Origin of the sequence: Flavobacterium sp., from assembly GCF_039932285.1 — a bacterium.
GTDB lineage: Bacteria > Bacteroidota > Bacteroidia > Flavobacteriales > Flavobacteriaceae > Flavobacterium.
Window position 1 is genome coordinate 21,119 of the sequence record NZ_JBDTQE010000003.1, and the last position, 22,098, is coordinate 43,216.

The following is a 22,098-nucleotide window of genomic DNA, read 5'->3' on the forward strand; positions in this document are numbered from 1 at the left end:
TAATTATTTCGTTCGAGCTTGCATCTCTTTAACGATTAAATGTGCTGTTTTGTCGCTTGCTCCAGCACCTCCCAATTGTCTTTCTAATAAATCATAATTCGCTAAAAGGGTATTTCTGTAAGAAGGTTCTATTATTTTTTCCAGTTCTATTTTTATTTTTTTTGAATTGCAATCATCTTGTATCAGTTCGGTAACAACTTCTTTATCCATAATAAGATTAACTAACGAAATATATTTAAGGGTTATAATACGTTTTGCGATTTGGTAAGAAATCCAACTTCCTTTATACAAAACTACTTCAGGAACTTTAAACAAAGCAGTTTCTAATGTTGCTGTTCCTGACGTGACCAACGCTGCATGAGAAACACTTAATAAATCATAGGTTTTGTTAGATATAAAATGTACTTGGTCATTCGTTAAAAATTGCTCATAAAACGAGTATTCCTGACTTGGTGCGCCAGCAATAACAAATTGAAAATCAGGAAAGTCTTTTACAATAGATAACATTTCGGATAACATTTTTTCAATCTCTTGTTTTCTGCTTCCTGGCAAAAGAGCAATAATAGGTCTTTTGTCCAGGTTATTGTTTCTTTTAAATTGTTCTGGGTCGGTTTTCTGTCGATTATTTATAGCGTCTATTAATGGATGTCCCACAAATTCTACCGGGAAATGATGTTTCTTTTCGTAAAAATCTTTTTCGAACGGAAGGATAACATACATCTTATCGACATCGCTTTTTATGGCTTTGATTCGGTTTTCTTTCCAAGCCCAAATTTGTGGCGAAATATAATAATAATTACGAATGCCTAATTGTTTAGACCATTTGGCAATTCTCATATTAAAACCAGGATAATCTATAAATATAATAGCATCAGGCTTAAATTTTAAAATGTCCGCTTTACAAATTTTAATATTATTAAGGATAGTTTTCAAATTTAAAACTACTTCTATAAAGCCCATAAACGATAAATCGCGATAGTGTTTTACTAAAGTCCCTCCTGTTTGTTTCATGAGATCGCCTCCCCAAAAACGAATTTCTGCTTGAGAATCTTCTTTATAAATGCCTTTCATTAGGTTCGAACCATGCAAATCGCCCGATGCTTCGCCAGCAATAATGTAGTATTTCATTTTTTGTTGATTTTTAAACAAACATTGTAATTATAGCCAAAAGAATAGTTGCTAGTACAACGCCACGAGCCATCAATTCTTTATTCATTTTTAACAATATAAAAAAAGCAACTAAATTAAGAATTGCACCCAATGTAATCACTTTTCCAAGAAAACCTTGACTTTTCATGCCGTTTACACCTTCTAAAAAGCTATATTCTGTACAAAAAGTAAAGAAAATATAGGTTCCTAAAAAAGTGGCAACAAATCCTATTAAAACACCTATAAGTAAATCTGTTTTCTTCATAATTTAGTTGTTTAAATTCCAATTATTTAATTGTTGAATCGCATGATGCGCTGTCATATCAAACTGAACGGGCACTACCGAAATATATCCGTTTTCTAAAGCCCACTCATCAGTATCTTCTCCTTTGTCTTGGTTTATAAATTCTCCTGTAAGCCAATAATAATCTTTACCTTGAGGTGTTTTGCGTTTGTCGAACTTTTCTTCCCACATGGCTTTTGCTTGTCGGCAAATTTTTATTCCTTTTATTTCGTCTTCTTTTCTTTTTGGGAAATTCACATTAAGAACTACACTATCTGGCAGTCCTTTTTGTAGAACTTCGAGTGCAATCTTTTTTATATAAGATTTAAAAGTTTCAAAATCGGCATTCCAATCATAATCTAATAACGAAAACCCGATGGCGGGAATTCCTTCAATGCCTGCTTCGACAGCAGCACTCATGGTTCCTGAATAAATCACATTTATCGATGAGTTTGATCCGTGGTTTACACCAGAAACACATAAATCTGGTTTTTGTTTCAAAATCTCATTTACAGCCAATTTTACACAGTCTACAGGAGTTCCAGAACAACTATATTCAGTTACAAGTGCGTTATCTGCAGAAATTTTATTCAAGTGTAACGTACTGTTTATAGTTATGGCATGTCCCATAGCACTTTGAGGACTATCGGGTGCAACTACAACAACAGTTCCTATTTCATGCATGACTTCGATAAGTGCGCGTATTCCAGGTGCCGAAATACCATCATCGTTTGTAACTAATATTAGTGGTTTTTTCATTCGTGATTCAAAGTAATATCTAAAAATTTAACATAAAAAAGTCAGGCTAAATTAAGCATTTTTACTCGTAAGTAACTAATTTTACATCTTTAACAAAAAATTATGTGGTAATTGTTATTGTGGCATGGTTTTTTATGTACTTTAGTTAAATATTTATGAATGCAATTTTGAACTTTATGAAAAGAAATTATAAAATAATTTTAGCTGTTCTTGCTATCTCCGCTACTTTGTGGAGTTTTATGCCAAAGAAAGAAAATGATCCGGAGAAAGACAAAATGCTTTTAGATCTTATAACATTTGTTATAGAAAAAGGTCATTATGATCCTGCCGTTATAGATGATAAATTTTCTAAAGGTGTTTATAAAGATTATCTCGATGCATTAGATCCTTCTAAAAGGTTTTTTGTACAATCAGATATTGATGAGTTTAAGATTTATGAAAATCAGATAGATGATATGATTCATGATCGTGATTTAACTTTTTTTAAATTAACGTATGATCGTTTGCAAAAACGTATGAGAGAAGTTGAAGTGGTGTATAAGTCACTAAACGAAAAACCGTATGATTTTAAGGCCGATGAAACTATTAATTTAGATTCTGATAAAAATGCTTTTGCTAAAAATTATTCAGAGCTAAAAAATAGATGGAGATTGCAAATGAAACTTTCTATATTAGCTACTGTAGTGGAAAAAGAAAAAATAGAAGCTTCAAAAAAAGAAAAAAACCCTAAATATGTTGCCAAAACTTTTTCGCAATTAGAGAAATCAGCAAGAGAAACAACACAAAAAACATTAAAAGACTATTTCGATTTTATAAAAGAGTCTAATGAAGATGATTGGTTCGTGGCTTATGTAAATGCGATAGTTACCCAATTTGATCCACATACTTATTATTTTGCACCAGACGAGAAAGAAAAGTTTGATGTAAGTATGAGTGGTAAGTTAGAGGGGATTGGAGCACGTTTGCAAAAAACAAATGATTTCACAGAAATTTCCGAATTAATTTCTGGCGGACCAGCTTGGCGAGGAAAGGAATTAGAACAGGGAGATTTAATCCTTAAAGTTGCACAAGGAAATAGCGAAGCTGTAGATGTTACTGGAATGAGGCTTGATGATGTGGTAAAAAAAATAAAAGGGCCAAAAGGAACTGAAGTAAAACTTACAGTTAAAAAAGTTGATGGTTCAATAGTTGTAATTTCAATTATAAGAGATATAGTAGAAATTGAAGAAACTTATGCTAAATCTAGTGTCGTGGAGAAAAATGGAGTAAAGTATGGAGTAATTTATTTGCCTAAATTTTATATCGATTTCGAGAATAATGACAATCGTGATGCAGCAAAAGACGTTGCCATTGAAGTTGAGAGACTAAAAAAATATGGAGTACAAGGTATCGTTATGGATTTACGTGATAACGGTGGGGGATCTTTAAAAACTGTTGTAGATATTACAGGTTTATTTATAAAAGAAGGACCGGTTGTACAAATAAAATCAGCTAAAGGAAAGAAAGAAGTTCTTTCTGATCATGATTCGAGCGTGCAATGGGACGGGCCGCTCGTTGTAATGATTAATAATTTTTCGGCTTCAGCCTCAGAAATATTCGCTGCTGCAATACAAGATTATAAAAGAGGTATAATTATAGGTAGTAAACAATCATACGGAAAAGGAACAGTGCAAAATGTAATCGATTTAAATCAGTTTGTTCGTAATAGTCCTAGTATGGGAGATTTTGGAGCATTAAAAACGACTACTCAAAAATTTTATAGAATAAACGGTGGTTCTACACAACTTGAAGGTGTCTCTAGCGACATTCAAACTCCAGATCGTTATTCTTATATAAAAATAGGAGAGCGTGACGTAGAAAATGCTATGCCATGGGATAAAATAGATCAAGCAAATTATGAGCCTGTAAAATCTATAAATAATTTTGAAACTGTAGTTGCTAATAGTCAAAAAAGAATATCAGAAAATATGCAATTCAAATTAATTGATGAAAATGCAAAATGGATAAATGATAGAAAAGAAGATAATATAGTTAGCCTGAACATTAATAAATTTAGAAATGACCAAGCTGTAATTGAAGAGGCAACCAAAAAATTTAAAGCGATTACTAAATTTCAAAATCAGCTTAAATTCTCTTCTCTACCTCAAGAAATGGAGCTTATTAAAAAAGATTCATTATTAGGTCAAAAAAGGAAAGATTGGCACGAAAGTTTATCTAAAGACGCTTATGTTGAAGAAGCTATAAATGTACTTGGAGATATAAAGAAACCAATGATTATTACAAAAGGTCTTACTATTAAAAACAGAAAAGATAAGTTGGCTAAATCATAATAAATAGAATTATAATTTATAATTACGCTCCGGAAAATTAAAAATTCTGGAGCGTTTTAGTTTAGTGAGAATATAGATTTATGAAACTTAAAGATAATAAATGGATTTTACTAATTACACTTTCGCTTATTTGGGGAAGTTCTTTTATACTAATGAAAAGAGGTTTAGTCGGATTAAATCCTTATCAGTTAGGTTCTTTACGTATCATTTTTGCGGCTATTTTTTTATTTACTGTAGGGTTTAAAAGCTTGGCTAAAATTCCTGTTATCAAATGGAAGTTTATAGTCTTAACATCCTTTCTAGGCACATTTCTTCCTGTTTTCTTATTTGCTTATGCACAAACAGGTATAAAAAGTTCTGTTAGTGGGATTTTAAATTCCTTAACACCATTATATACAATGATTTTAGGTGCATTGGCTTTTGGTTTTTCTTTCAGAAGAAATCAAATAACAGGAGTTGTTTTAGGACTTAGCGGATGTTTTATATTAGTGGTTAATGGAAATTCGGCACACGGTCAGAATAATTATTTTTGTACAACTTTAGTTGTTGTTGCTACCATTTGTTACGCTTTGAATGTAAATTTAATCAAAAAATATTTATCTGATATTAGTCCATTAAGTATTACAACGGGAAATTTCGCGGTATTATTAATCCCAGCAATTATTATTTTATTTAGTACTGGTTTCACAAATGTAATGACACAAACAGCTGTTCAGCATTCAGCATTGTTTGTTATAGTGCTGGGCATGCTTGGAACTGGGGTTGCTAATATTTTGTATTTTCAATTGGTACAAATAACATCACCATTAACGGCTTCATCGGTAACCTATTTTATTCCAATTGTGGCCATGAGTTGGGGAATTCTTGACGGAGAAATGCTTAATCCGTTGCAGTTTTTGGGTGCTTTTGTAATTTTAATAGGCGTTTATTTGGCCACTAGAAAGTAAAACATTATTTTTTGCAATAATGATCTGAATTTTCGAAAGGATATTTTTTCTCTAAATCAATATTGTTGAAACTTTGAGTGTTGCCCCAAGAAAAATATTTTTCGTAGTATGGTAGAAATTTATTGTTTTTTATTTTTTCTAAAAAGTAAATTTCATGTTCCTTTTCTTTTATTCCCATATCGTAAAGCAGCTCATCATAATCACTTATTTTAAGAGAATTAAAGTACTGTCTTATTCTGAAATACTCGCAAACATTTCCACTTTCTAATCTTCCAGCAAAATAAAAAGGCATAAACCAGCCTATAATATGACAACTTGCAGAGATTACTTTGCCAATGATATAAAACTTTAATTCATAGTATTTTGAAATTGAAATATCAAAATCGTTCATGATTTGTAGCACTTCCTTACGATGCAACCATTCGTCAATTTCTATTTGGCGAATTTCTTTTTTCTCTGTTTCATCTTTTACCGAAGCGGCATGGCCTTGATAAGCAAATGCTGCAGCTTTCTCCGCAGAATAAGCTTTTTTTAGTAAATCGATTAACTCTGGATGATTTAATGTCATTTACTCAATAGATTTTACGACTTGTTTCTCTGCTTCTTTTCTAGTTCCGTCGAAACCATCAATTCCTGAAACAGTAGTATATTTTAGGACGTATTTTTTCCCTGGATTCATGCGCTGATAAACACTTTGAACCATAAGAGTTGCTTCGTGAAAACCGCAAAGAATTAATTTTAATTTTCCAGGATACGTATTTACGTCGCCTATAGCATAAATCCCTTCGATGTTGGTCTGATAATCTAAAGCATTATTTACTTTGATGGCATTTTTTTCAATATCTAATCCCCAGTTTGCAATAGCTCCCAGTTTTGGTGTAAGACCAAAAAGTGGAATAAAATAATCACAAGGAACTGTCGTACGGGCTGTACCCACTTGAATATCTACCGATTGTATTCTTTCGGAACCGCTAAATCCTATGACCTCACCTGGAGTTACTAGTTTTATTTTTCCTGCCGATTTTAATTCCTGTACTTTTTCTACCGAATCTAAAGCACCGCGAAATTCGTTTCTACGATGTACTAATGTTACTTCGGAAGCTACGTTAGACAAGAAAATACTCCAGTCTAAGGCAGAATCTCCTCCGCCAGAAATCACTACTTTCTTATCGCGAAATTTTTCAGGATCTTTTACAAAATATTCCACGCCTCTATCATTTTCGTAAAAATCTATATCTTTTAGAATAGGTTTTCTAGGTTCAAAACTTCCTAATCCTCCTGCGATAGCAACAGAATTGGCATGATGTTTCGTTCCTTTGTTAGAAGTTACTATAAATGTTCCGTCTTCCAATTTATCAATAGTTTCAGCAGTTTCGTTAAGTGTAAAACCTGGTTGAAATTGCTTAATCTGCTCCATTAAATTAACAACTAAATCACCTGCTAAAACTGATGGATAGCCTGGAATATCGAAAATTGGTTTTTTAGGATATAATTCTGTTAGTTGTCCGCCAGGTTGTGGAAGTCCATCGATTATATGACATTTTAATTTGAGAAGTCCTGCTTCAAATACTGTAAAAAGTCCAGTTGGACCTGCTCCGATTATTAGTATATCTGTTTCAATCATTTGTTTAAGGTAAAAAGTTTATTCATTTAAGTGGTAAAGGTCTTGAAATGAAAACTTCTATTTTATGATTTTTATCATTTATGGATTTGATTTGCGTGAGGGGCAGAGGCGGTATCCTTTTTTGAAGAACGAAAAAAAGATATGGACAAGCCCGACCCAGTTTTTTATACTGGGTCATGCCATCGTTATTTATGCTACATTGACCACAGTTTCTATTTGTGGTGCATATTTTTTTATAGTAGTTTCTACACCAGCACGCATTGTCATTTGGCTTACGCTACAAGAAGTGCAAGCGCCTTCTAGTCGAACTTTAACGTGTTTAGAGTCTTCAATCGAAACTAATGCAATATCACCACCGTCAGAATTCAAAAAAGGTCTGATTTCTTCTAATGCTTTTTCTACGTTTAATGTTAATTCTTCTGGTGTCATTTTTTTAGATTTTTGGATTTTTAGATTTTTGGATTGTTCAAAAATACCATAATCGAACAATCTGAAAATCGAATAATCTATTTTTTATTTACTGCGCTACAACCAGCCATTGTAGTTATTTTAATTGCTTCGGTAACGGGTAATTTTTCGTTTCTAGCTACAGTTTCTCGTACTACATTCCTAGTTACTTCTTCAAAAATATTTTCGATTATTGATGCGGTTTGCAATGCTGCTGGGCGACCATAATCTCCTGCTTCGCGAATACTTTGTACCAATGGTATTTCTCCCAAAAAAGGTACTTGTAAATCTTCTGCAAGGTTTTTTGCGCCTCCGTTTCCGAAGATATAATATTTGTTGTTAGGTAACTCTTCTGGTGTAAAATAAGCCATATTTTCGATAATTCCTAAAACAGGCACATTGATGCTGTCTGACAAGAACATAGAAACTCCTTTTTTTGCATCGGCTAATGCTACTGCTTGTGGCGTGCTTACTACAACTGCTCCAGTTATTGGCAACGATTGCATAATTGATAAATGGATATCTCCCGTTCCTGGTGGTAAATCGATTAACATAAAATCAAGTTTTCCCCAAGCGGCGTCAAAAATCATTTGATTTAATGCTTTTGCAGCCATTGGTCCACGCCAGATAACGGCTTGACTTGGTGCTGTAAAAAATCCGATGGATAAAATTTTAACTTCAAAACTTTCGACAGGTTTCATTTTAGATTTCCCATCAACTTCAATAGAAATAGGTTTTTTGTTTTCTACATCGAACATGATTGGCATACTTGGTCCGTAAATATCGGCATCTAAAACACCAACTTTAAAACCCATTTTAGCTAATGTTACGGCTAAGTTTGCAGTAACGGTCGATTTTCCTACGCCTCCTTTTCCTGAAGCTACAGCAATAATATTTTTGATTCCAGGAATGGCTTTCCCTTTTATTTCGTTTGCTTTTTCAGGTGTTTCTACCTTGATATTTACTTTTACTTTGGCAGTAGCCAAAAAAGTATCTTGTATTAATTTTCGAATATCGTCTTCTGCACGTTTTTTGATGTGCATCGCCGGTGTAGAAAGGACTAAATCGACCACTACTTCGTCACCAAAAGTGATTACATTAGTTACTGCGCCACTTTCGACCATGTTTTTTCCTTCGCCTGCTATAGAAATGGTTTCTAAAGCTTTGAGTATTTCTTTTCTATCTAATTTCATATTGCATCTCTTGTCTTTATTAAGACTCATTTTAGATTACAAAGATAGTGAAGAAGTTGTAATATGACAAAGTAATCGCATTGTAAAGTTTTAGATTTGCAACTATTTTTTACATATTTAAAGTAACTAATTAGAAATAGAATATCAAATCTACGATTTCTTTTGAAAGTGTTTATTTGTAAAAAAAATGCCGAGATTGTAAAATCTCGGCATTTTATAATTTTATGAATAGTAATGTTTTACGATAATGCTTGTTTCAAATCTTCTATTAAATCTTCAGCATCTTCTACACCAACACTTAGTCTTACTAAATCGTCAGTAATTCCGATTTCTTTTCTTTTATCTTCAGGAATTGAAGCGTGTGTCATCAGGGCCGGATGGTTTGCTAATGATTCAACACCACCAAGAGATTCTGCCAATGTAAAAACTTTTACTTTTTCTAGAAATAAAATAGCATCTTCTTTTTTACCTGATTTGAATGTGAAAGTTACCATTCCGCCAAAACCACCAATCATTTGCTTTTTTGCAATATCATGATAAGGATGCGAAGGCAATCCTGGATAATACACTTTTTCAACTTTAGGATGATTCAACAAAAATTCAGCAATTTTTGTTCCATTTTCACAATGACGTTGCACGCGAAGGTGTAATGTTTTTATACCTCTAAGTACTAAAAAACTATCCATTGGTCCCAATGTTGCTCCTGTTGCAAATTGCTGAAAATGCAATTGACTTCCCAGTTCTTCATCTTTTACGATTAATGCTCCTGCAATAACATCAGAATGTCCGCCTAAATATTTAGTTGCCGAATGCATCACGATATCCGCTCCTAAATCTAAGGGTTTCTGCAAATATGGTGTTGCAAAAGTATTATCGACTGCAAAAAGGATTTTATGTTTTTTTGTGATTTTTGCTATCTCGGCAATATCAGCGATTTTCATTAATGGATTGGTTGGTGTTTCTACCCAAACTAATTTTGTGTTTTCGTTGATTAATGATTCGAATTTTGCCAAATCATTCATATCTACAAAATGAAATTTGATTCCAGAATTTGCATAAATACGCGTAAACATTCTATACGTTCCACCATACAAATCATCCATTGCGATAATTTCGTCACCTGCTTTAAACGAACGCAAAACACAATCTGTGGCAGCTAAACCTGAAGAAAAAGCCAATCCACGTGTTCCGTTTTCGATACTTGCTAAGGCGTTTTCTAGCGCGGATCTTGTTGGATTTGCAGCTCGAGAATATTCGTAATCAGGATTTAATGGTTGTCCTGGACTGGTTTGCACAAAGGTTGATGTTTGATAAACTGGAGGCATCACCGCTCCTGTACTCGGGTCGTGGTGCTGACCACCGTGTATAACTTTTGTATTGAATTTCATTGTATTAATTTTTGAATGGCAAATTTACTTTTTATTCTTAGGAAAATTAGGAAGTTTAACGATTTTTTAGCCCTGATAGTAGTGAAAATCCTTTTCTTTTTTCCTTTAAAAAAGAAAAGATTGAAACGAATAGCAGGATTAGCTCCTAAATAAATTTCTTAATCTGCATCATAATTCCTGTATGTAACGCCTCGTGATAATTATTGAATTCTGTTGCGTCTTTTGCACTTTTTACTGTAAATCCGACTCCTGTTGTAAACTCCATATAATCTTCGAAAAGATTGTTTGCAAAATCTTCTTTTGTTTGTTCTAAAGTAGAAAAAAGTAATTTTTTAATTGTATTTACTTCATCTTGTGAAATATTATGCTCTGGTTTTGTTCCTTTTTTATAAGTTTCGACCATTTCGTCCGAAATCATCATAGGCAAACCTGACAATTTATAAACTAACATTTGTTGTACAGTTACGATGTGACCAATATTCCAAATGAGATTGTTGGCAAATCCTTCTGGAATTTTATTTAATTGTTCTAAAGAATGGTTTTCTAGAAATTGTAACAACAAATTTCTACTAGATAGGTTAATTTCAAAAGTTGTTTGCATGTGTTTATTTTTTTATAAAATTATAAAATCCTCTGTTTTTGGAAATGAATTCATGACTTGCTGAACAATTAGCGGTGTTGGTTGCGCTAATTTTCTCAGATGTGTGTCCATCCAAGCGCCATCAATGGTTAGAGTTGCACAAATTACTCCTTCATCATTTTTTAGCTCGTGAATAATGGTCCATCGAGAAGCATCTTCTTTCAACTTTCCTACTTTGGTACTGATTAAAATTGTATCGCCCAAACGAATTTCTTTTCGGAATACACATTCTTCTCGAAAGATTATTGGTCCAAAATGCTGTTTCTGCATGATTTTCATGGTTACACCCTGTTGCTCCAGAATCTCAATACGGTGTTGGGCACCAAAATCGTAAAATACGCTATGACGCATATGAAAATTCGGGTCTAAATCCGACCAACGAATGGATATTTCTTTTGTAAAAACACTCATTTCTTATAAAATTTATTCAAAAATACTTAGAAAAATTAATATCTGTACTTCGATTGCATTTAAATTGAATCTATTTTGATGAAAACCGTATTTTTGCAAATGAAATTGATAAATACTCAAATAATGAACAAAATATATTACCTCGCTTCTTGTGACACATGCCGAAAAATAATAAAAACCTTACCCAATGCGGATAAATTAACATACATTGATATTCGTCAGAATCCTATTTCGGAAGCAGATTTAGCAGAAATGTACAAACTTTCAGGAAGCTACGAAGCGCTTTTTAGTAAGAAAGCCCAATTATATAAATCGATGGATTTAAAAAACAAAAATCTTACCGAAGATGATTATAAAAAATATCTTTTAGAACATTATACCTTTTTGAGTCGCCCAGTTATTATTCTTAATAATGAAATTTATATTGGTAATACACAACCCAATATTCTGAAATTAACGAAAGCTATGACAAGTGTCTAAAAGAAATCTCGCCATTATTGGCGCAACAATCGTTTCTATAATATATGGTGTAACTTTTACAATTGCTAAAGATGTTATGCCAAAATATATAGATGCTTTTGGCTTTATTTTACTTCGTGTTGGCGGAACAACTGTGCTTTTTTGGATTATTTCTTTATTTATTAAAACAGAAAAAATCGAGAAAGCAGATTTTCCTAGAATTATCGCTGCTGCTTTTTTTGGTGTCGCACTCAATATGCTAACTTTTTTTAAAGGATTAAGTTACACTTCGCCTATTATGGGAGCTGTAATCATGGTTACAACGCCTATGATTGTTCTTATTCTGTCTGCCATTTTGATAAAAGAAAGAATGAAAACAAAAAAAATCCTAGGTATAATATTAGGATTAGCAGGAACATTATTCCTCATTTTATATGGAAAATCGATGAATAATGCGCCAAAAGCAGGCTTGGGAAATCTATTGGTTTTTATCAACGCTGTTTCTTATGGATTTTATCTTATTATTGTTAAAAAACTAATGGATAAATACAAGGCGCTTTCATTTGTAAAATGGATTTATTTATTTGGTTTTGTAATGGTTTTACCTTTCGGATATAATGAATTTCAAGACGTAAACTGGTCTGTTATACCTATAGATATTTTTTGGAAAATAGGTTTTGTAGTTTTATTTTCGACTTTCTTTACTTATTTATTGAATTTACTTTCGATGAAAGAGCTCAAACCTACAACAGTAGCTGTTTTCATTTATTTACAACCATTATTTGCAACTATATTTGCTATTGGATTAGGAAAAGACGAATTGACCCTTGTTAAAATTGGCTCGGCAATATTGATTTTTTCAGGAGTTTATCTAGTAACACAGAAGAAGAAATAATGAAATTTAAATATATTATAATTTTAGTATCCACGATATTATTATTTTCTTTTCAACAGAAAAAAAATGACACCATAAAAGGCATATGGACTAATAAATCTACAGAAAATGCCACATTTAAAATAAACAATAAAACAATTTATTATGTTGATGATTTTACAACTTATAAATACACATACAGTAACAATACAATAAAAATTTATTACTCTGATTATATTTATGAAGCTAAAGTTACCTTCTCAAAAGGAATTATGACACTTAAATCTTCAGATGGAAGTATTTCTAAATTTTGGCGATTTAAAGGATAATTTAAGAATTTACGCCAAAACTTTTAATTTCATTATCTTTGGAATCTTTATAAAAACATATGATACAATCCATGACTGGTTTTGGGAAAGCTTCTTTGCAATTACCAACCAAAAAAATAACAGTTGAAGTAAAATCTTTAAACAGTAAAGGTTTAGATTTAAATACAAGAATGCCATCCGTTTACCGTGAGATGGAATTGGGTTTACGCAACCAAATTGCACAACAATTAGAACGAGGAAAAATCGATTTTTCTTTGTTTATTGAAGTTACTGGCGAAGAAACATCAACTAAAGTAAATGCGCCAATCGTAAAAGCATACATCAGCCAAATGCGTGCTATTTTAGCTGATGCTGATGAAACCGAGCTCATGAAAATGGCTGTCAGAATGCCGGATGCTTTAAAAACAGAACGTGACGAAATAGACGAAAACGAATGGACAGAAATTCAGAAAGTAATCGTTGAAGCGTTACATAATATCCTAAATTTCCGTCAAGCGGAAGGATTATCGTTAGAAAAAGAATTTTCGTTACGAATAGCAAACATCCGTCAATATTTGAATGAAGCTATTGCGTTAGATCCAGAAAGAATTCAGAACATTAAAGACAAATTACAAACAGCCATTATGGAACTAAAAGTAAATGTTGATGAAAACAGATTCGAGCAAGAACTTATTTATTATCTAGAAAAACTAGATGTAACTGAAGAAAGAGTTCGCCTAAACAACCATTTAGATTATTTTCTTGAAACAATCAACGGAAGTGAAGCGAATGGAAGAAAATTAGGATTCATTACGCAAGAAATGGGAAGAGAAATAAATACATTGGGTTCTAAATCCAACCATGCTGGAATGCAAAAACTAGTGGTGATGATGAAAGATGAATTGGAAAAAATTAAGGAACAGGTTTTGAATGTGCTTTAAAGAAATATATAAAAGATTTTTATTTATATGAACTCCATTTTAATTCATACCAAAAACTTACTTTACAATCTATGCAATTTTGAATTATCAAATATTGAAAAAGAAAAAGAAAGTGCAGAATACGCTGCACATCGATTTGAGATTAATAATCTAAAAATCTTGTTCCGTCAAGCAAAAATTACGCCAACCAAAGTTGGTCAATTTGTAACTTTATGGAAACGGGCAAAAGAAAAAAATCCAATTGAACCTTTCGAAATCACTGATAATATTGATTTATTTGTAATAACGGTAAAAACAGAAAAACGATTTGGTCAATTTGTATTTCCAAAATCAGTTTTAATAGAACAAGGGATTGTCTCAAATAAAAAAGAAGGAAAGAGAGCTATTCGAGTTTATCCTCCTTGGGACAAAACAGAAAACAAACAGGCTCAAAAAACGCAAAAATGGCAATTGACTTATTTTTTAGAGATTCCTTTAGATAAAACAATAAATATAAATCAAGCAAAAAAACTTTATTTTCAATAGAAAAGTAAATAAAAATATAATAATGGACAAAGGAAAATTGCTCGTATTCTCAGCCCCTTCAGGATCTGGAAAAACAACCATAGTTAGGCATTTATTAAAACAAGAAGATTTAAACCTAGAGTTTTCTATTTCGTGCGCAACCCGTGAACCAAGAGGAGAAGAAATAGACGGTAAGGATTACTATTTTATCTCTTGGGAAAAATTCAAACAACACATTAAAGCCGAAGAATTTGTAGAATGGGAAGAGGTTTATACCGATAATTATTACGGAACACTTCGAAGCGAAGTAGAACGCATTTGGGCCAAAGGAAAAAATGTCATTTTTGATATTGATGTTTCTGGCGGATTGCGAATTAAATCAAAATTTCCTCAAGAAACATTGGCCGTTTTTGTAAAACCACCAAGTGTTGATGAACTGAAAAGACGTTTAAAACAACGCTCGACAGAAAGTGATGATAAAATAAATATGCGTATCGCAAAAGCACATGTAGAGCTAGCAACTGCTCCACAATTTGATGAAATTATTAAAAATTACGATTTAGATGTAGCTAAAGAAGAAGCCTATCAATTAGTAAAAAACTTTCTAAAAGATGAATAAATTACTGCTTTTTGTATTAGCCTTTCTAGTATTATCCTGCAATGACAAAAAAATATTTTTGCCTCTAGCAGACACCACTATAGTTTTGGATGTAAAAGATCATTCTCCAGTTTATATATTCTTTAAAACCGACAATAAAGACACGATAGCAGAAGTAAACAGAAAGAATACAATTAGCACTACAAACTGGATTTTTAATATTGACAAACGCTTGCCTCTAAAATTAATCGTTCCAGAAATTATTAAACTACAAGAAAAAAAGAATAGTAGTGCTCACAAAAATGAAGAAAGCGAAAATTATTATTCTTACAGCAATGATATAAAAAAGAGTTTGGCTTTTTTCCCATTCACAAACACACATTATTACTTCGATACAAAACCTAAATCTGGTGTCATTATTTTTTTTAATAAAAAAAACGAGCTTTTTATAAGTAAGGTTTTGGTGAAAAAATCAGAATTAGAAAAAAATTTTAGTACTTTAATTACTGTAAATTATATTCTATGTTTTGACAGAAATTGCAGTTATGAAAGTTATATTCAAAATAAAATTTTAATAGAAAAACTTAAAAAATCAAATACAAAATCAAGCATTAGCAATGAAGAATTTATTTTTTAAATAAGCTCATCAATCTATTTTTCAAAGTGTTTATATCCCAAAAATGATAAATTATAACATTTGTTCATTGATTTGTCATATTTGTTTTTGTAAATTTGCATCGATTTAAAAAACCATCAAAATGAAACCAGATTTATTCCAATCTCCTGATTATTACTTATTAGATGACTTATTGTCTGAAGAACATAAATTAGTCCGTGATGCTGCACGTGCATGGGTTAAGAAAGAAGTATCTCCAATTATTGAAGATTTTGCACAAAGAGCAGAATTTCCTAAACAAATTGTAAAAGGTTTAGGCGAAATAGGTGGTTTTGGTCCTTATATTCCTGTAGAATATGGCGGAGCTGGATTAGACCAAATATCTTACGGATTAATCATGCAAGAAATTGAGCGTGGAGATTCTGGAGTTCGTTCTACCTCATCAGTACAATCTTCATTAGTAATGTATCCAATTTGGAAATACGGAAATGAAGAACAAAGGATGAAATATTTACCAAAATTAGCTACTGGAGAATTCATTGGTTGTTTTGGTTTAACTGAACCAAATTATGGATCAGACCCAGGAAGTATGATTACCAATTATAAAGATATGGGAGACCATTATTTATTGAACGGTGCAAAAATGTGGATATCGAATGCTCCTTTTGCAGATATCGCTGTAGTTTGGGCAAAAAATGAAGAAGGAAGAATTCACGGTCTTATCGTAGAAAGAGGAATGGAAGGTTTTTCTACTCCTGAAACTCATAACAAATGGTCGCTACGCGCTTCGGCAACTGGTGAATTAATATTTGATAATGTAAAAGTTCCTAAAGCAAACTTATTACCAAACAAATCTGGATTGGGTGCCCCACTTGGCTGTCTTGATTCAGCTCGTTACGGTATAGCTTGGGGAGCAATTGGTGCTGCAATGGATTGTTATGATACTGCATTGCGTTATGCAAAAGAGCGTATTCAGTTCGACAAACCTATCGCTGGAACACAATTACAACAAAAGAAATTAGCCGAAATGATTACCGAAATTACCAAAGCACAATTGTTAACATGGCGTTTAGGAGTTTTAAGAAACGAAGGAAGAGCAACAACTGCTCAAATCTCGATGGCAAAAAGAAATAATGTAGATATGGCAATAAATATTGCTCGTGAAGCACGTCAAATACTTGGTGGAATGGGGATTACTGGAGAATATTCTATCATGCGTCACATGATGAATTTAGAAAGTGTAATTACCTACGAAGGAACTCATGATATTCACTTACTTATTACTGGAATGGATATTACAGGAATTCCCGCTTTTAAATAAAATACACGATTATAAAAACGAAAATCTGTCTAATTAATTTTAGACAGCTTTTTCGTTTTTAGTAATTATCATTTAAATTAATTATCATCTGAAAACCATTCTGCAAAAGAAGTTTCAGTTTCTTGTAATCTCAAAGAATATAATTTGATAGATTCTGGTAGTCTTCTCTTTATTTTTTCAGCAAAATCGATTACCATATTCTCACTTGTAGGCTGATAATCTACTAAAATCACTTCATGTCCACGAGATTTAAGTTCTTTTGCCAACTCTACATGAGGTGTAGTTTCGTTAAAAACAGTAGCGTGGTCAAAAACATCTACAATGTCTTCTTTTACAATTTTTTTTAAGTCAGAAAAATCGATTACCATTCCAAATTTCACATTATTTCTATCAGAAATTGGTATTCCTATAACTGTTACCGAAAGTTTGTAGCTGTGCCCGTGTACATTTTTACATTTTCCGTCATAACCATATAAAGCATGACCGGTTTCGAAACTAAATTGCTTGGTAATTCTTATTTTGCTCATAAAAAATCAAATTGTACGCAAAGGTATTAAATAAAAGTATTAACCGCTAATTCGCTGATTTTATTAATAATTAAAATTAGCGAATTAGCGGTTTGTTTTTATAAAAAAAACGTCCAATTTCTTGGACGTTTTGTAAACTATAAGTTAGCTTAGACTAAGCTTCGAAAGCAACTACAGAAACATAAGATTTGTTTTCACCTTTTTTCTGAAATTTCACTAATCCAGCAACTCTTGCATGTAAAGTATGATCTTTACCCATGTAAACGTTTTCTCCTGGATTGTGTTTAGAACCTCTTTGTCTAACAATGATATTTCCTGCTATTGCAGCTTGACCACCAAAAATCTTAACACCTAAGCGTTTTGATTCTGATTCTCTACCATTTTTCGAACTACCGACACCTTTCTTGTGAGCCATGACGTTTTGGTTTTATAAGTTAATAATTAATTAAACAGCTTTACCACCGTTTAATTCATCTTGTAATTTCTTTAATTCGTCCATTTTACCATCTGCAGCAAGTTGTGCTTGTTGCGCCCAAGTAGTTGGATCTAAATGTTGTACTTTAGCTTCTGCACCATCTAAAATCGCATTGATTTTATCCGCTTTAGTTTTAGCTAATTTTGCGAATGTATCTATTCCTGCAGCAACTAATACTTCAGCAGCTTTAGGTCCAATACCTTCAATAATTTTCAAATCATCAGCTTTAGCAGCTTTAGCTTTTGGAGCTTTAGCTTCTGCCACAGGAGCATCTACTAATTTTTCTGCTTTTGGAGCTGCAACTTTTTCTGCTTTTGGAGCTGCTTTTTTAGCACCTGAAGCTGAAATGCTTTCAATTACAATTTGAGTAAGATACTGTCTGTGACCGTTTCTTTTCTTGTAACCTTTTCTTCTTTTCTTTTTGAAAATAATTACTTTGTCTCCTTTTAAGTGTTGTAACACTTTAGCTTCTACTGAAGCACCTTCTATAGCTGGGGCGCCTAAAGTGATTGTGCCATTGTCGTCTAATAAAAGAACTTTATCAAAAGAAACTTTTGATCCTTCTTCATTAGTCAAACGGTGAACATAAACCTTTAAGTCTTTGCTTACTTTAAATTGTTGCCCTGCTATCTCTACGATTGCGTACATAACAATAATGTTTAGTTAATTTTTTTAAGTCTGCAAATATACAACTATTTATGAAACAAGCAAGTTGCCTGTAAAAAAATATTTAATTTCATAGAATTTCAACTTTTTATAAAATTAAGTTAAAAACAATTCAACTTTTTTTTAAAATAAAGTACATTTGATGTAACAAGAATGACTGTTTTAATACAAATAGTCAAAATCAACAAACATTTTATAAATTTTTATGAAAAAATCATTAATCACTTTAAGTTCAATGCTTATGCTAGGAGGGAATGCTATAGCTCAAAAAGTTGCTTTTGAGGAATATGATTTGAGCAATGGGCTTCACGTTATTTTACATAACGATTCATCTGCGCCAGTAGTAATTACATCTGTAATGTACCATGTAGGTGCAAAAGACGAACAATCAGATAGAACTGGATTTGCTCACTTTTTTGAACATCTTTTATTTGAAGGTACCGAAAATATAAAACGTGGGGAATGGTTTAAAATCGTTTCTGGAAACGGTGGTGTAAACAATGCTAATACTACCGATGATAGAACTTATTACTATGAAGTTTTTCCTTCTAATAGTTTAAAGTTAGGATTGTGGATGGAATCTGAAAGACTAATGCATCCTGTAATAAATAAAATTGGAGTTGACACTCAAAATGAAGTTGTAAAAGAGGAAAAAAGAAAAAGTTACGACAATAGACCTTACGGACAACTAATGGCGCAAGTAAAGAAAAATATGTTTATTAAGCACCCATATCGTTGGACTACTATTGGAGATATGGCACATTTAGATGCGGCAAAACTAGAAGAATTTCAAGCGTTTAACAAAAAGTTTTATATCCCAAACAATGCCGTTTTAGTCGTTGCTGGAGATATTAGCAATATTGCACAAACTAAAGAATGGATTCAACAATATTTTGGATCTATAAGTAAAGGCCCTGCGATTGTAAGACAAACTTTCGTAGAAGACCCAATTACAAAACCAATACTAGCAACTTTTGAAGATTCAAATGTTCAAATCCCAATGATGATAACTGCATACAGAACTCCATCAATGAAAACGAGAGATTCAAGAGTTTTAGACTTTATATCAACCATCTTGAGTGACGGAAAAAGCTCTAGGTTATATAAGAAAATTGTTGATGATAAGAAAATGGCACTACAAATTGGTGCCTTCAATAACAGTCAGGAAGATTACGGTACATACATCATATATGGTTTACCACAAGGAAAAAACACAATTTCTGATTTAGTAAAAGAGGTTGATGAAGAAATTACAAAGCTACAAACAGAATTAATTTCTGATAAAGAATTAGAAAAGCTTAAAAACAAATACGAGAGTAATTATGTAAACGACAATGCTAATGTAGAAGGAATTGCTTCTAATTTAGCTTCATATTATTTATTGTATGGTGATGTTAATTTAATTAATACCGAAAATGAAATGTACCAATCTATAACTCCAGAAGAAATTAGAGACATTTCTAAAAAATATTTAAATCCAAATCAAAGATTAATTTTAGACTACGTTCCAGCAAAAGCTGACAAAAAATAAATAATGAATATGAAAAATATAACCATTTTAATATCAAGTTTGTTACTAACTGTTATGATGCAAGCACAAGACAGAACACAACCCAAACCAGGACCATCACCAACAATTAATATCAAAAAACCTGAAAGTTTTACTTTGTCAAACGGATTAAAGGTACTAGTTGTAGAGAACCACAAGCTTCCTAGAGTTTCTTTTAGCCTTTCTACAGACAATGCACCCTATACCGAAGGTGCTAAAAAAGGAGTGAGTGATTTGTTGGGAGCACTAATTGGTAACGGATCAACAAAAACACCAAAAAACGCTTTTAATGAAGAAATAGATTTCCTAGGAGCAGATATAAGCTTCGCTCCTACTGGCGCTTTTGCTAGTGGACTTTCTAAATACGCCAAAAGAATATTAGAACTTACAGCGGAAGGATTATTGCAACCTAATTTTACACAAGAAGAACTTGATAAAGAAAAAGATAAATTAATAGAATCTTTAAAATCTCAAGAAAAAAGTGTTACAGCTGTAGCTGGTAGAGTAGAAAATGTTTTGGCTTTTGGGAAAAACCATCCATCAGGAGAATATTTGACAGAAGAATCTATTAAAAATATTTCTTTGGCAGACATTCAAGTAAATTACAATACTTATTTTGTTCCAGAGCATGCTTATTTAGTTGTCCTTGGTGATGTAAAACTAGCAGATGTAAAAAAAGAAGTTGAGACTCTTTTTTCAAATTGGGTAAGTGCAAAAGCGCCAAACGTAAGTTATTCGAATCCTAAAAATGTACAGTATTCGCAAATTAACTTTATAGATATGCCAAATGCAGTACAATCGGAAATATCGATAATAAATACTATAAATGTAAAAATGTCAGATTCTGATCTTTTTCCTTTAATTCTTGCCAATCAAGTGCTTGGAGGAGATTTTAATGGGTATTTGAATATGAATTTACGTGAAAAACATGGCTGGACTTATGGTTCTTACTCTAATATTGGTTTTAATAAATATGTGTCAACTAAGTTTAAAGCCAATGCACAAGTCAGAAATGCTGTAACAGATAGTTCTGTTGTTGAAGCGATTAAAGAAATTAAAAGAATAAGAACTGAAAAAGTAACTGATGAAGTTTTAAACAACGTAAAAGCAGGTTATGTGGGTAAATTTGTGATGCAAGTAGAGAAGCCAGAAACGGTAGCTAGATATGCTTTAAACATTGAAAAAGAAGGTTTGTCAAAAGATTTCTACGAAAACTATATTAAGAATATAAACTTGGTAACGGCTGATGATATTATGAGAGTGGCTAAAAAATATTTTTTAGCAGATAATCTAAGAATAATAGTAGTAGGAAAAGGTTCTGATGTACTACCTGGATTAGAAAAAACAAAAATACCAATGTTTTTCTTCGACAAATATGGTAATCCAGTAGAGAAGCCTGTAACTAAAAAAGTAGATGCATCAGTAACTGTAAAGTCTGTTTTGGATAAATATATTTCAGCCATAGGTGGAGAAAAAGCTGTAAAAGATATAAAAACAACATTTTCAAAATCTACAGCGACCATACAAGGTATGCCAATGGAATTGTCTGTCAAAACATCTGCGGGTAAGTTATTAGTCGAAATGAATGCAATGGGAATGACGATGATGAAGCAAATGGTAAATGACAAAACTGGTTATATGGAACAACAAGGACAACGTAAAGTTCTTGAAGGAGATATGCTAACTGAAATGAGATCTCAAGCACAACCGTTCCCAGAATTAACTCTAGCAACAAAAGCAGGTGTAACGCTATTACCTATACAATCTATTGAAGGTAAAGATGCATACGGAATAAAAGATGGAAAAAAAACCTATTTTTATGATGTAACAACAGGGCTAAAAATTGGAGCTTCAGAAGTTCGTGAAGCAAATGGACAGACAATGACTCAAAATTCAAGCTTTAGTGATTATAAAGATGTAAAAGGAGTAAAAATGCCACATAAAACAATAATGAATGTAGGAATAGATATAGAACTAACTACTACAGAGATTAAAGTAAATGAAGGTGTTACAGATGCTGATTTTCAATAAACTAGTTTAAATATATACTGTCCTAAAAACTGTATAGGTTTAAAATAACGGGGTTTAA

The 22,098-nt window shown here is 32.1% G+C and carries 25 protein-coding genes; 12 read left to right on the forward strand and 13 right to left on the reverse strand.

Translation table 11 applies throughout. The features are described from left to right. Positions 1–3 precede the first annotated feature (3 nt). Genes lpxB through surE form a run of 3 tightly spaced genes read right to left on the reverse strand, consistent with a single transcriptional unit; the run spans position 4 to position 2,191 of the window. On the reverse strand, positions 4–1,128 hold the full coding sequence (gene lpxB, locus ABI549_RS01190; protein WP_348074619.1) for a lipid-A-disaccharide synthase: 1,125 nt from the start codon (positions 1,126–1,128) through the stop codon (positions 4–6). Positions 1,129–1,141: 13 nt separating this feature from the next. Continuing rightward, positions 1,142–1,414 carry a hypothetical protein gene (locus ABI549_RS01195; RefSeq protein WP_348074620.1) on the reverse strand — a complete coding sequence of 91 codons (273 nt, stop codon included), beginning with the start codon at positions 1,412–1,414 and terminating at the stop codon, positions 1,142–1,144. 3 nt (positions 1,415–1,417) lie between these two features. Next, positions 1,418–2,191, reverse strand: coding sequence for a 5'/3'-nucleotidase SurE (gene surE, locus ABI549_RS01200; protein ID WP_348074621.1), 774 nt, complete (start codon positions 2,189–2,191; stop codon positions 1,418–1,420). Between the two features lie 155 nt (positions 2,192–2,346). Between surE and ABI549_RS01205 the strand changes: the two genes are divergently transcribed. Together ABI549_RS01205 and ABI549_RS01210 are read left to right on the forward strand one after the other, a co-directional pair. Continuing rightward, complete coding sequence (locus tag ABI549_RS01205; RefSeq protein ID WP_348074622.1) at positions 2,347–4,521, forward strand: carboxy terminal-processing peptidase; 2,175 nt, start codon at positions 2,347–2,349, stop codon at positions 4,519–4,521. An 80-nt stretch (positions 4,522–4,601) separates the two neighbouring features. Then, on the forward strand, positions 4,602–5,468 hold the full coding sequence (locus tag ABI549_RS01210; RefSeq protein WP_348074623.1) for a DMT family transporter: 867 nt from the start codon (positions 4,602–4,604) through the stop codon (positions 5,466–5,468). Between the two features lie 4 nt (positions 5,469–5,472). Here ABI549_RS01210 and ABI549_RS01215 read toward each other — a convergent pair whose 3' ends face one another. The 7 genes from ABI549_RS01215 to ABI549_RS01245 form a co-directional block, all read right to left on the reverse strand. Next, entirely contained in the window at positions 5,473–6,036 is a 564-nt protein-coding gene (locus ABI549_RS01215; RefSeq protein ID WP_348074624.1) for a ferritin-like domain-containing protein, read from the reverse strand. Next, the gene (locus tag ABI549_RS01220) at positions 6,037–7,092 is read right to left on the reverse strand and encodes an NAD(P)/FAD-dependent oxidoreductase (RefSeq protein ID WP_348074625.1); all 1,056 of its coding nucleotides are present in this window, start codon (positions 7,090–7,092) and stop codon (positions 6,037–6,039) included. Between the two features lie 189 nt (positions 7,093–7,281). Then, a complete protein-coding gene (locus tag ABI549_RS01225) occupies positions 7,282–7,521 on the reverse strand; it encodes a NifU family protein (RefSeq protein WP_348074626.1) in 240 nt (79 codons plus the stop codon). A 77-nt stretch (positions 7,522–7,598) separates the two neighbouring features. Next, entirely contained in the window at positions 7,599–8,732 is a 1,134-nt protein-coding gene (locus ABI549_RS01230; RefSeq protein WP_348074690.1) for an Mrp/NBP35 family ATP-binding protein, read from the reverse strand. A gap of 239 nt (positions 8,733–8,971) precedes the next feature. After that, positions 8,972–10,120, reverse strand: coding sequence for a cystathionine gamma-synthase (locus ABI549_RS01235; RefSeq protein WP_348074627.1), 1,149 nt, complete (start codon positions 10,118–10,120; stop codon positions 8,972–8,974). 145 nt (positions 10,121–10,265) lie between these two features. Next, positions 10,266–10,721, reverse strand: coding sequence for a DinB family protein (locus tag ABI549_RS01240; protein WP_348074628.1), 456 nt, complete (start codon positions 10,719–10,721; stop codon positions 10,266–10,268). Between the two features lie 12 nt (positions 10,722–10,733). Next, the gene (locus ABI549_RS01245; protein WP_348074629.1) at positions 10,734–11,171 is read right to left on the reverse strand and encodes an acyl-CoA thioesterase; all 438 of its coding nucleotides are present in this window, start codon (positions 11,169–11,171) and stop codon (positions 10,734–10,736) included. 123 nt (positions 11,172–11,294) lie between these two features. On the opposite strand from ABI549_RS01245, the gene ABI549_RS01250 reads away from it, so the two are divergent. The 8 genes from ABI549_RS01250 (at position 11,295) to ABI549_RS01285 (ending at position 16,792) form a co-directional block, all read left to right on the forward strand. Then, positions 11,295–11,651, forward strand: a complete 357-nt coding sequence (locus tag ABI549_RS01250; protein WP_348074630.1) for an ArsC/Spx/MgsR family protein — start codon at positions 11,295–11,297, stop codon at positions 11,649–11,651. After that, entirely contained in the window at positions 11,644–12,525 is an 882-nt protein-coding gene (locus tag ABI549_RS01255) for a DMT family transporter (RefSeq protein ID WP_348074631.1), read from the forward strand. Before ABI549_RS01250 ends, ABI549_RS01255 begins: the two co-directional genes overlap by 8 nt. Next, positions 12,525–12,833 (forward strand): hypothetical protein, encoded by a 309-nt coding sequence (locus tag ABI549_RS01260; protein ID WP_348074632.1) that lies wholly within the window; start codon positions 12,525–12,527, stop codon positions 12,831–12,833. The genes ABI549_RS01255 and ABI549_RS01260 overlap by 1 nt, the downstream gene beginning before the upstream one ends. A 59-nt stretch (positions 12,834–12,892) precedes the next feature. Next, positions 12,893–13,753 (forward strand): YicC/YloC family endoribonuclease, encoded by an 861-nt coding sequence (locus ABI549_RS01265; RefSeq protein WP_348074633.1) that lies wholly within the window; start codon positions 12,893–12,895, stop codon positions 13,751–13,753. A gap of 27 nt (positions 13,754–13,780) precedes the next feature. Beyond that, positions 13,781–14,278, forward strand: a complete 498-nt coding sequence (locus ABI549_RS01270; RefSeq protein WP_348074634.1) for a MepB family protein — start codon at positions 13,781–13,783, stop codon at positions 14,276–14,278. 22 nt (positions 14,279–14,300) lie between these two features. After that, complete coding sequence (gene gmk / locus ABI549_RS01275; protein ID WP_348074635.1) at positions 14,301–14,876, forward strand: guanylate kinase; 576 nt, start codon at positions 14,301–14,303, stop codon at positions 14,874–14,876. After that, a complete protein-coding gene (locus ABI549_RS01280; protein ID WP_348074636.1) occupies positions 14,869–15,492 on the forward strand; it encodes a hypothetical protein in 624 nt (207 codons plus the stop codon). The genes gmk and ABI549_RS01280 overlap by 8 nt, the downstream gene beginning before the upstream one ends. A gap of 121 nt (positions 15,493–15,613) precedes the next feature. Further along, positions 15,614–16,792: an acyl-CoA dehydrogenase family protein gene (locus ABI549_RS01285; protein WP_011962518.1), complete on the forward strand. Its 1,179-nt coding sequence runs from the start codon at positions 15,614–15,616 to the stop codon at positions 16,790–16,792. Between the two features lie 77 nt (positions 16,793–16,869). Here ABI549_RS01285 and ABI549_RS01290 read toward each other — a convergent pair whose 3' ends face one another. The 3 genes from ABI549_RS01290 to rplU form a co-directional block, all read right to left on the reverse strand. Next, a complete protein-coding gene (locus ABI549_RS01290) occupies positions 16,870–17,319 on the reverse strand; it encodes a 6-carboxytetrahydropterin synthase (RefSeq protein ID WP_348074637.1) in 450 nt (149 codons plus the stop codon). Between the two features lie 154 nt (positions 17,320–17,473). Next, positions 17,474–17,734 (reverse strand): 50S ribosomal protein L27, encoded by a 261-nt coding sequence (gene rpmA, locus ABI549_RS01295; RefSeq protein WP_011964306.1) that lies wholly within the window; start codon positions 17,732–17,734, stop codon positions 17,474–17,476. Between the two features lie 30 nt (positions 17,735–17,764). After that, entirely contained in the window at positions 17,765–18,442 is a 678-nt protein-coding gene (gene rplU, locus ABI549_RS01300; protein WP_348074638.1) for a 50S ribosomal protein L21, read from the reverse strand. A gap of 223 nt (positions 18,443–18,665) precedes the next feature. On the opposite strand from rplU, the gene ABI549_RS01305 reads away from it, so the two are divergent. After that, complete coding sequence (locus tag ABI549_RS01305) at positions 18,666–19,991, forward strand: pitrilysin family protein (protein ID WP_348074639.1); 1,326 nt, start codon at positions 18,666–18,668, stop codon at positions 19,989–19,991. Between the two features lie 9 nt (positions 19,992–20,000). Then, complete coding sequence (locus ABI549_RS01310; protein ID WP_348074640.1) at positions 20,001–22,040, forward strand: pitrilysin family protein; 2,040 nt, start codon at positions 20,001–20,003, stop codon at positions 22,038–22,040. Positions 22,041–22,098 lie beyond the last annotated feature (58 nt).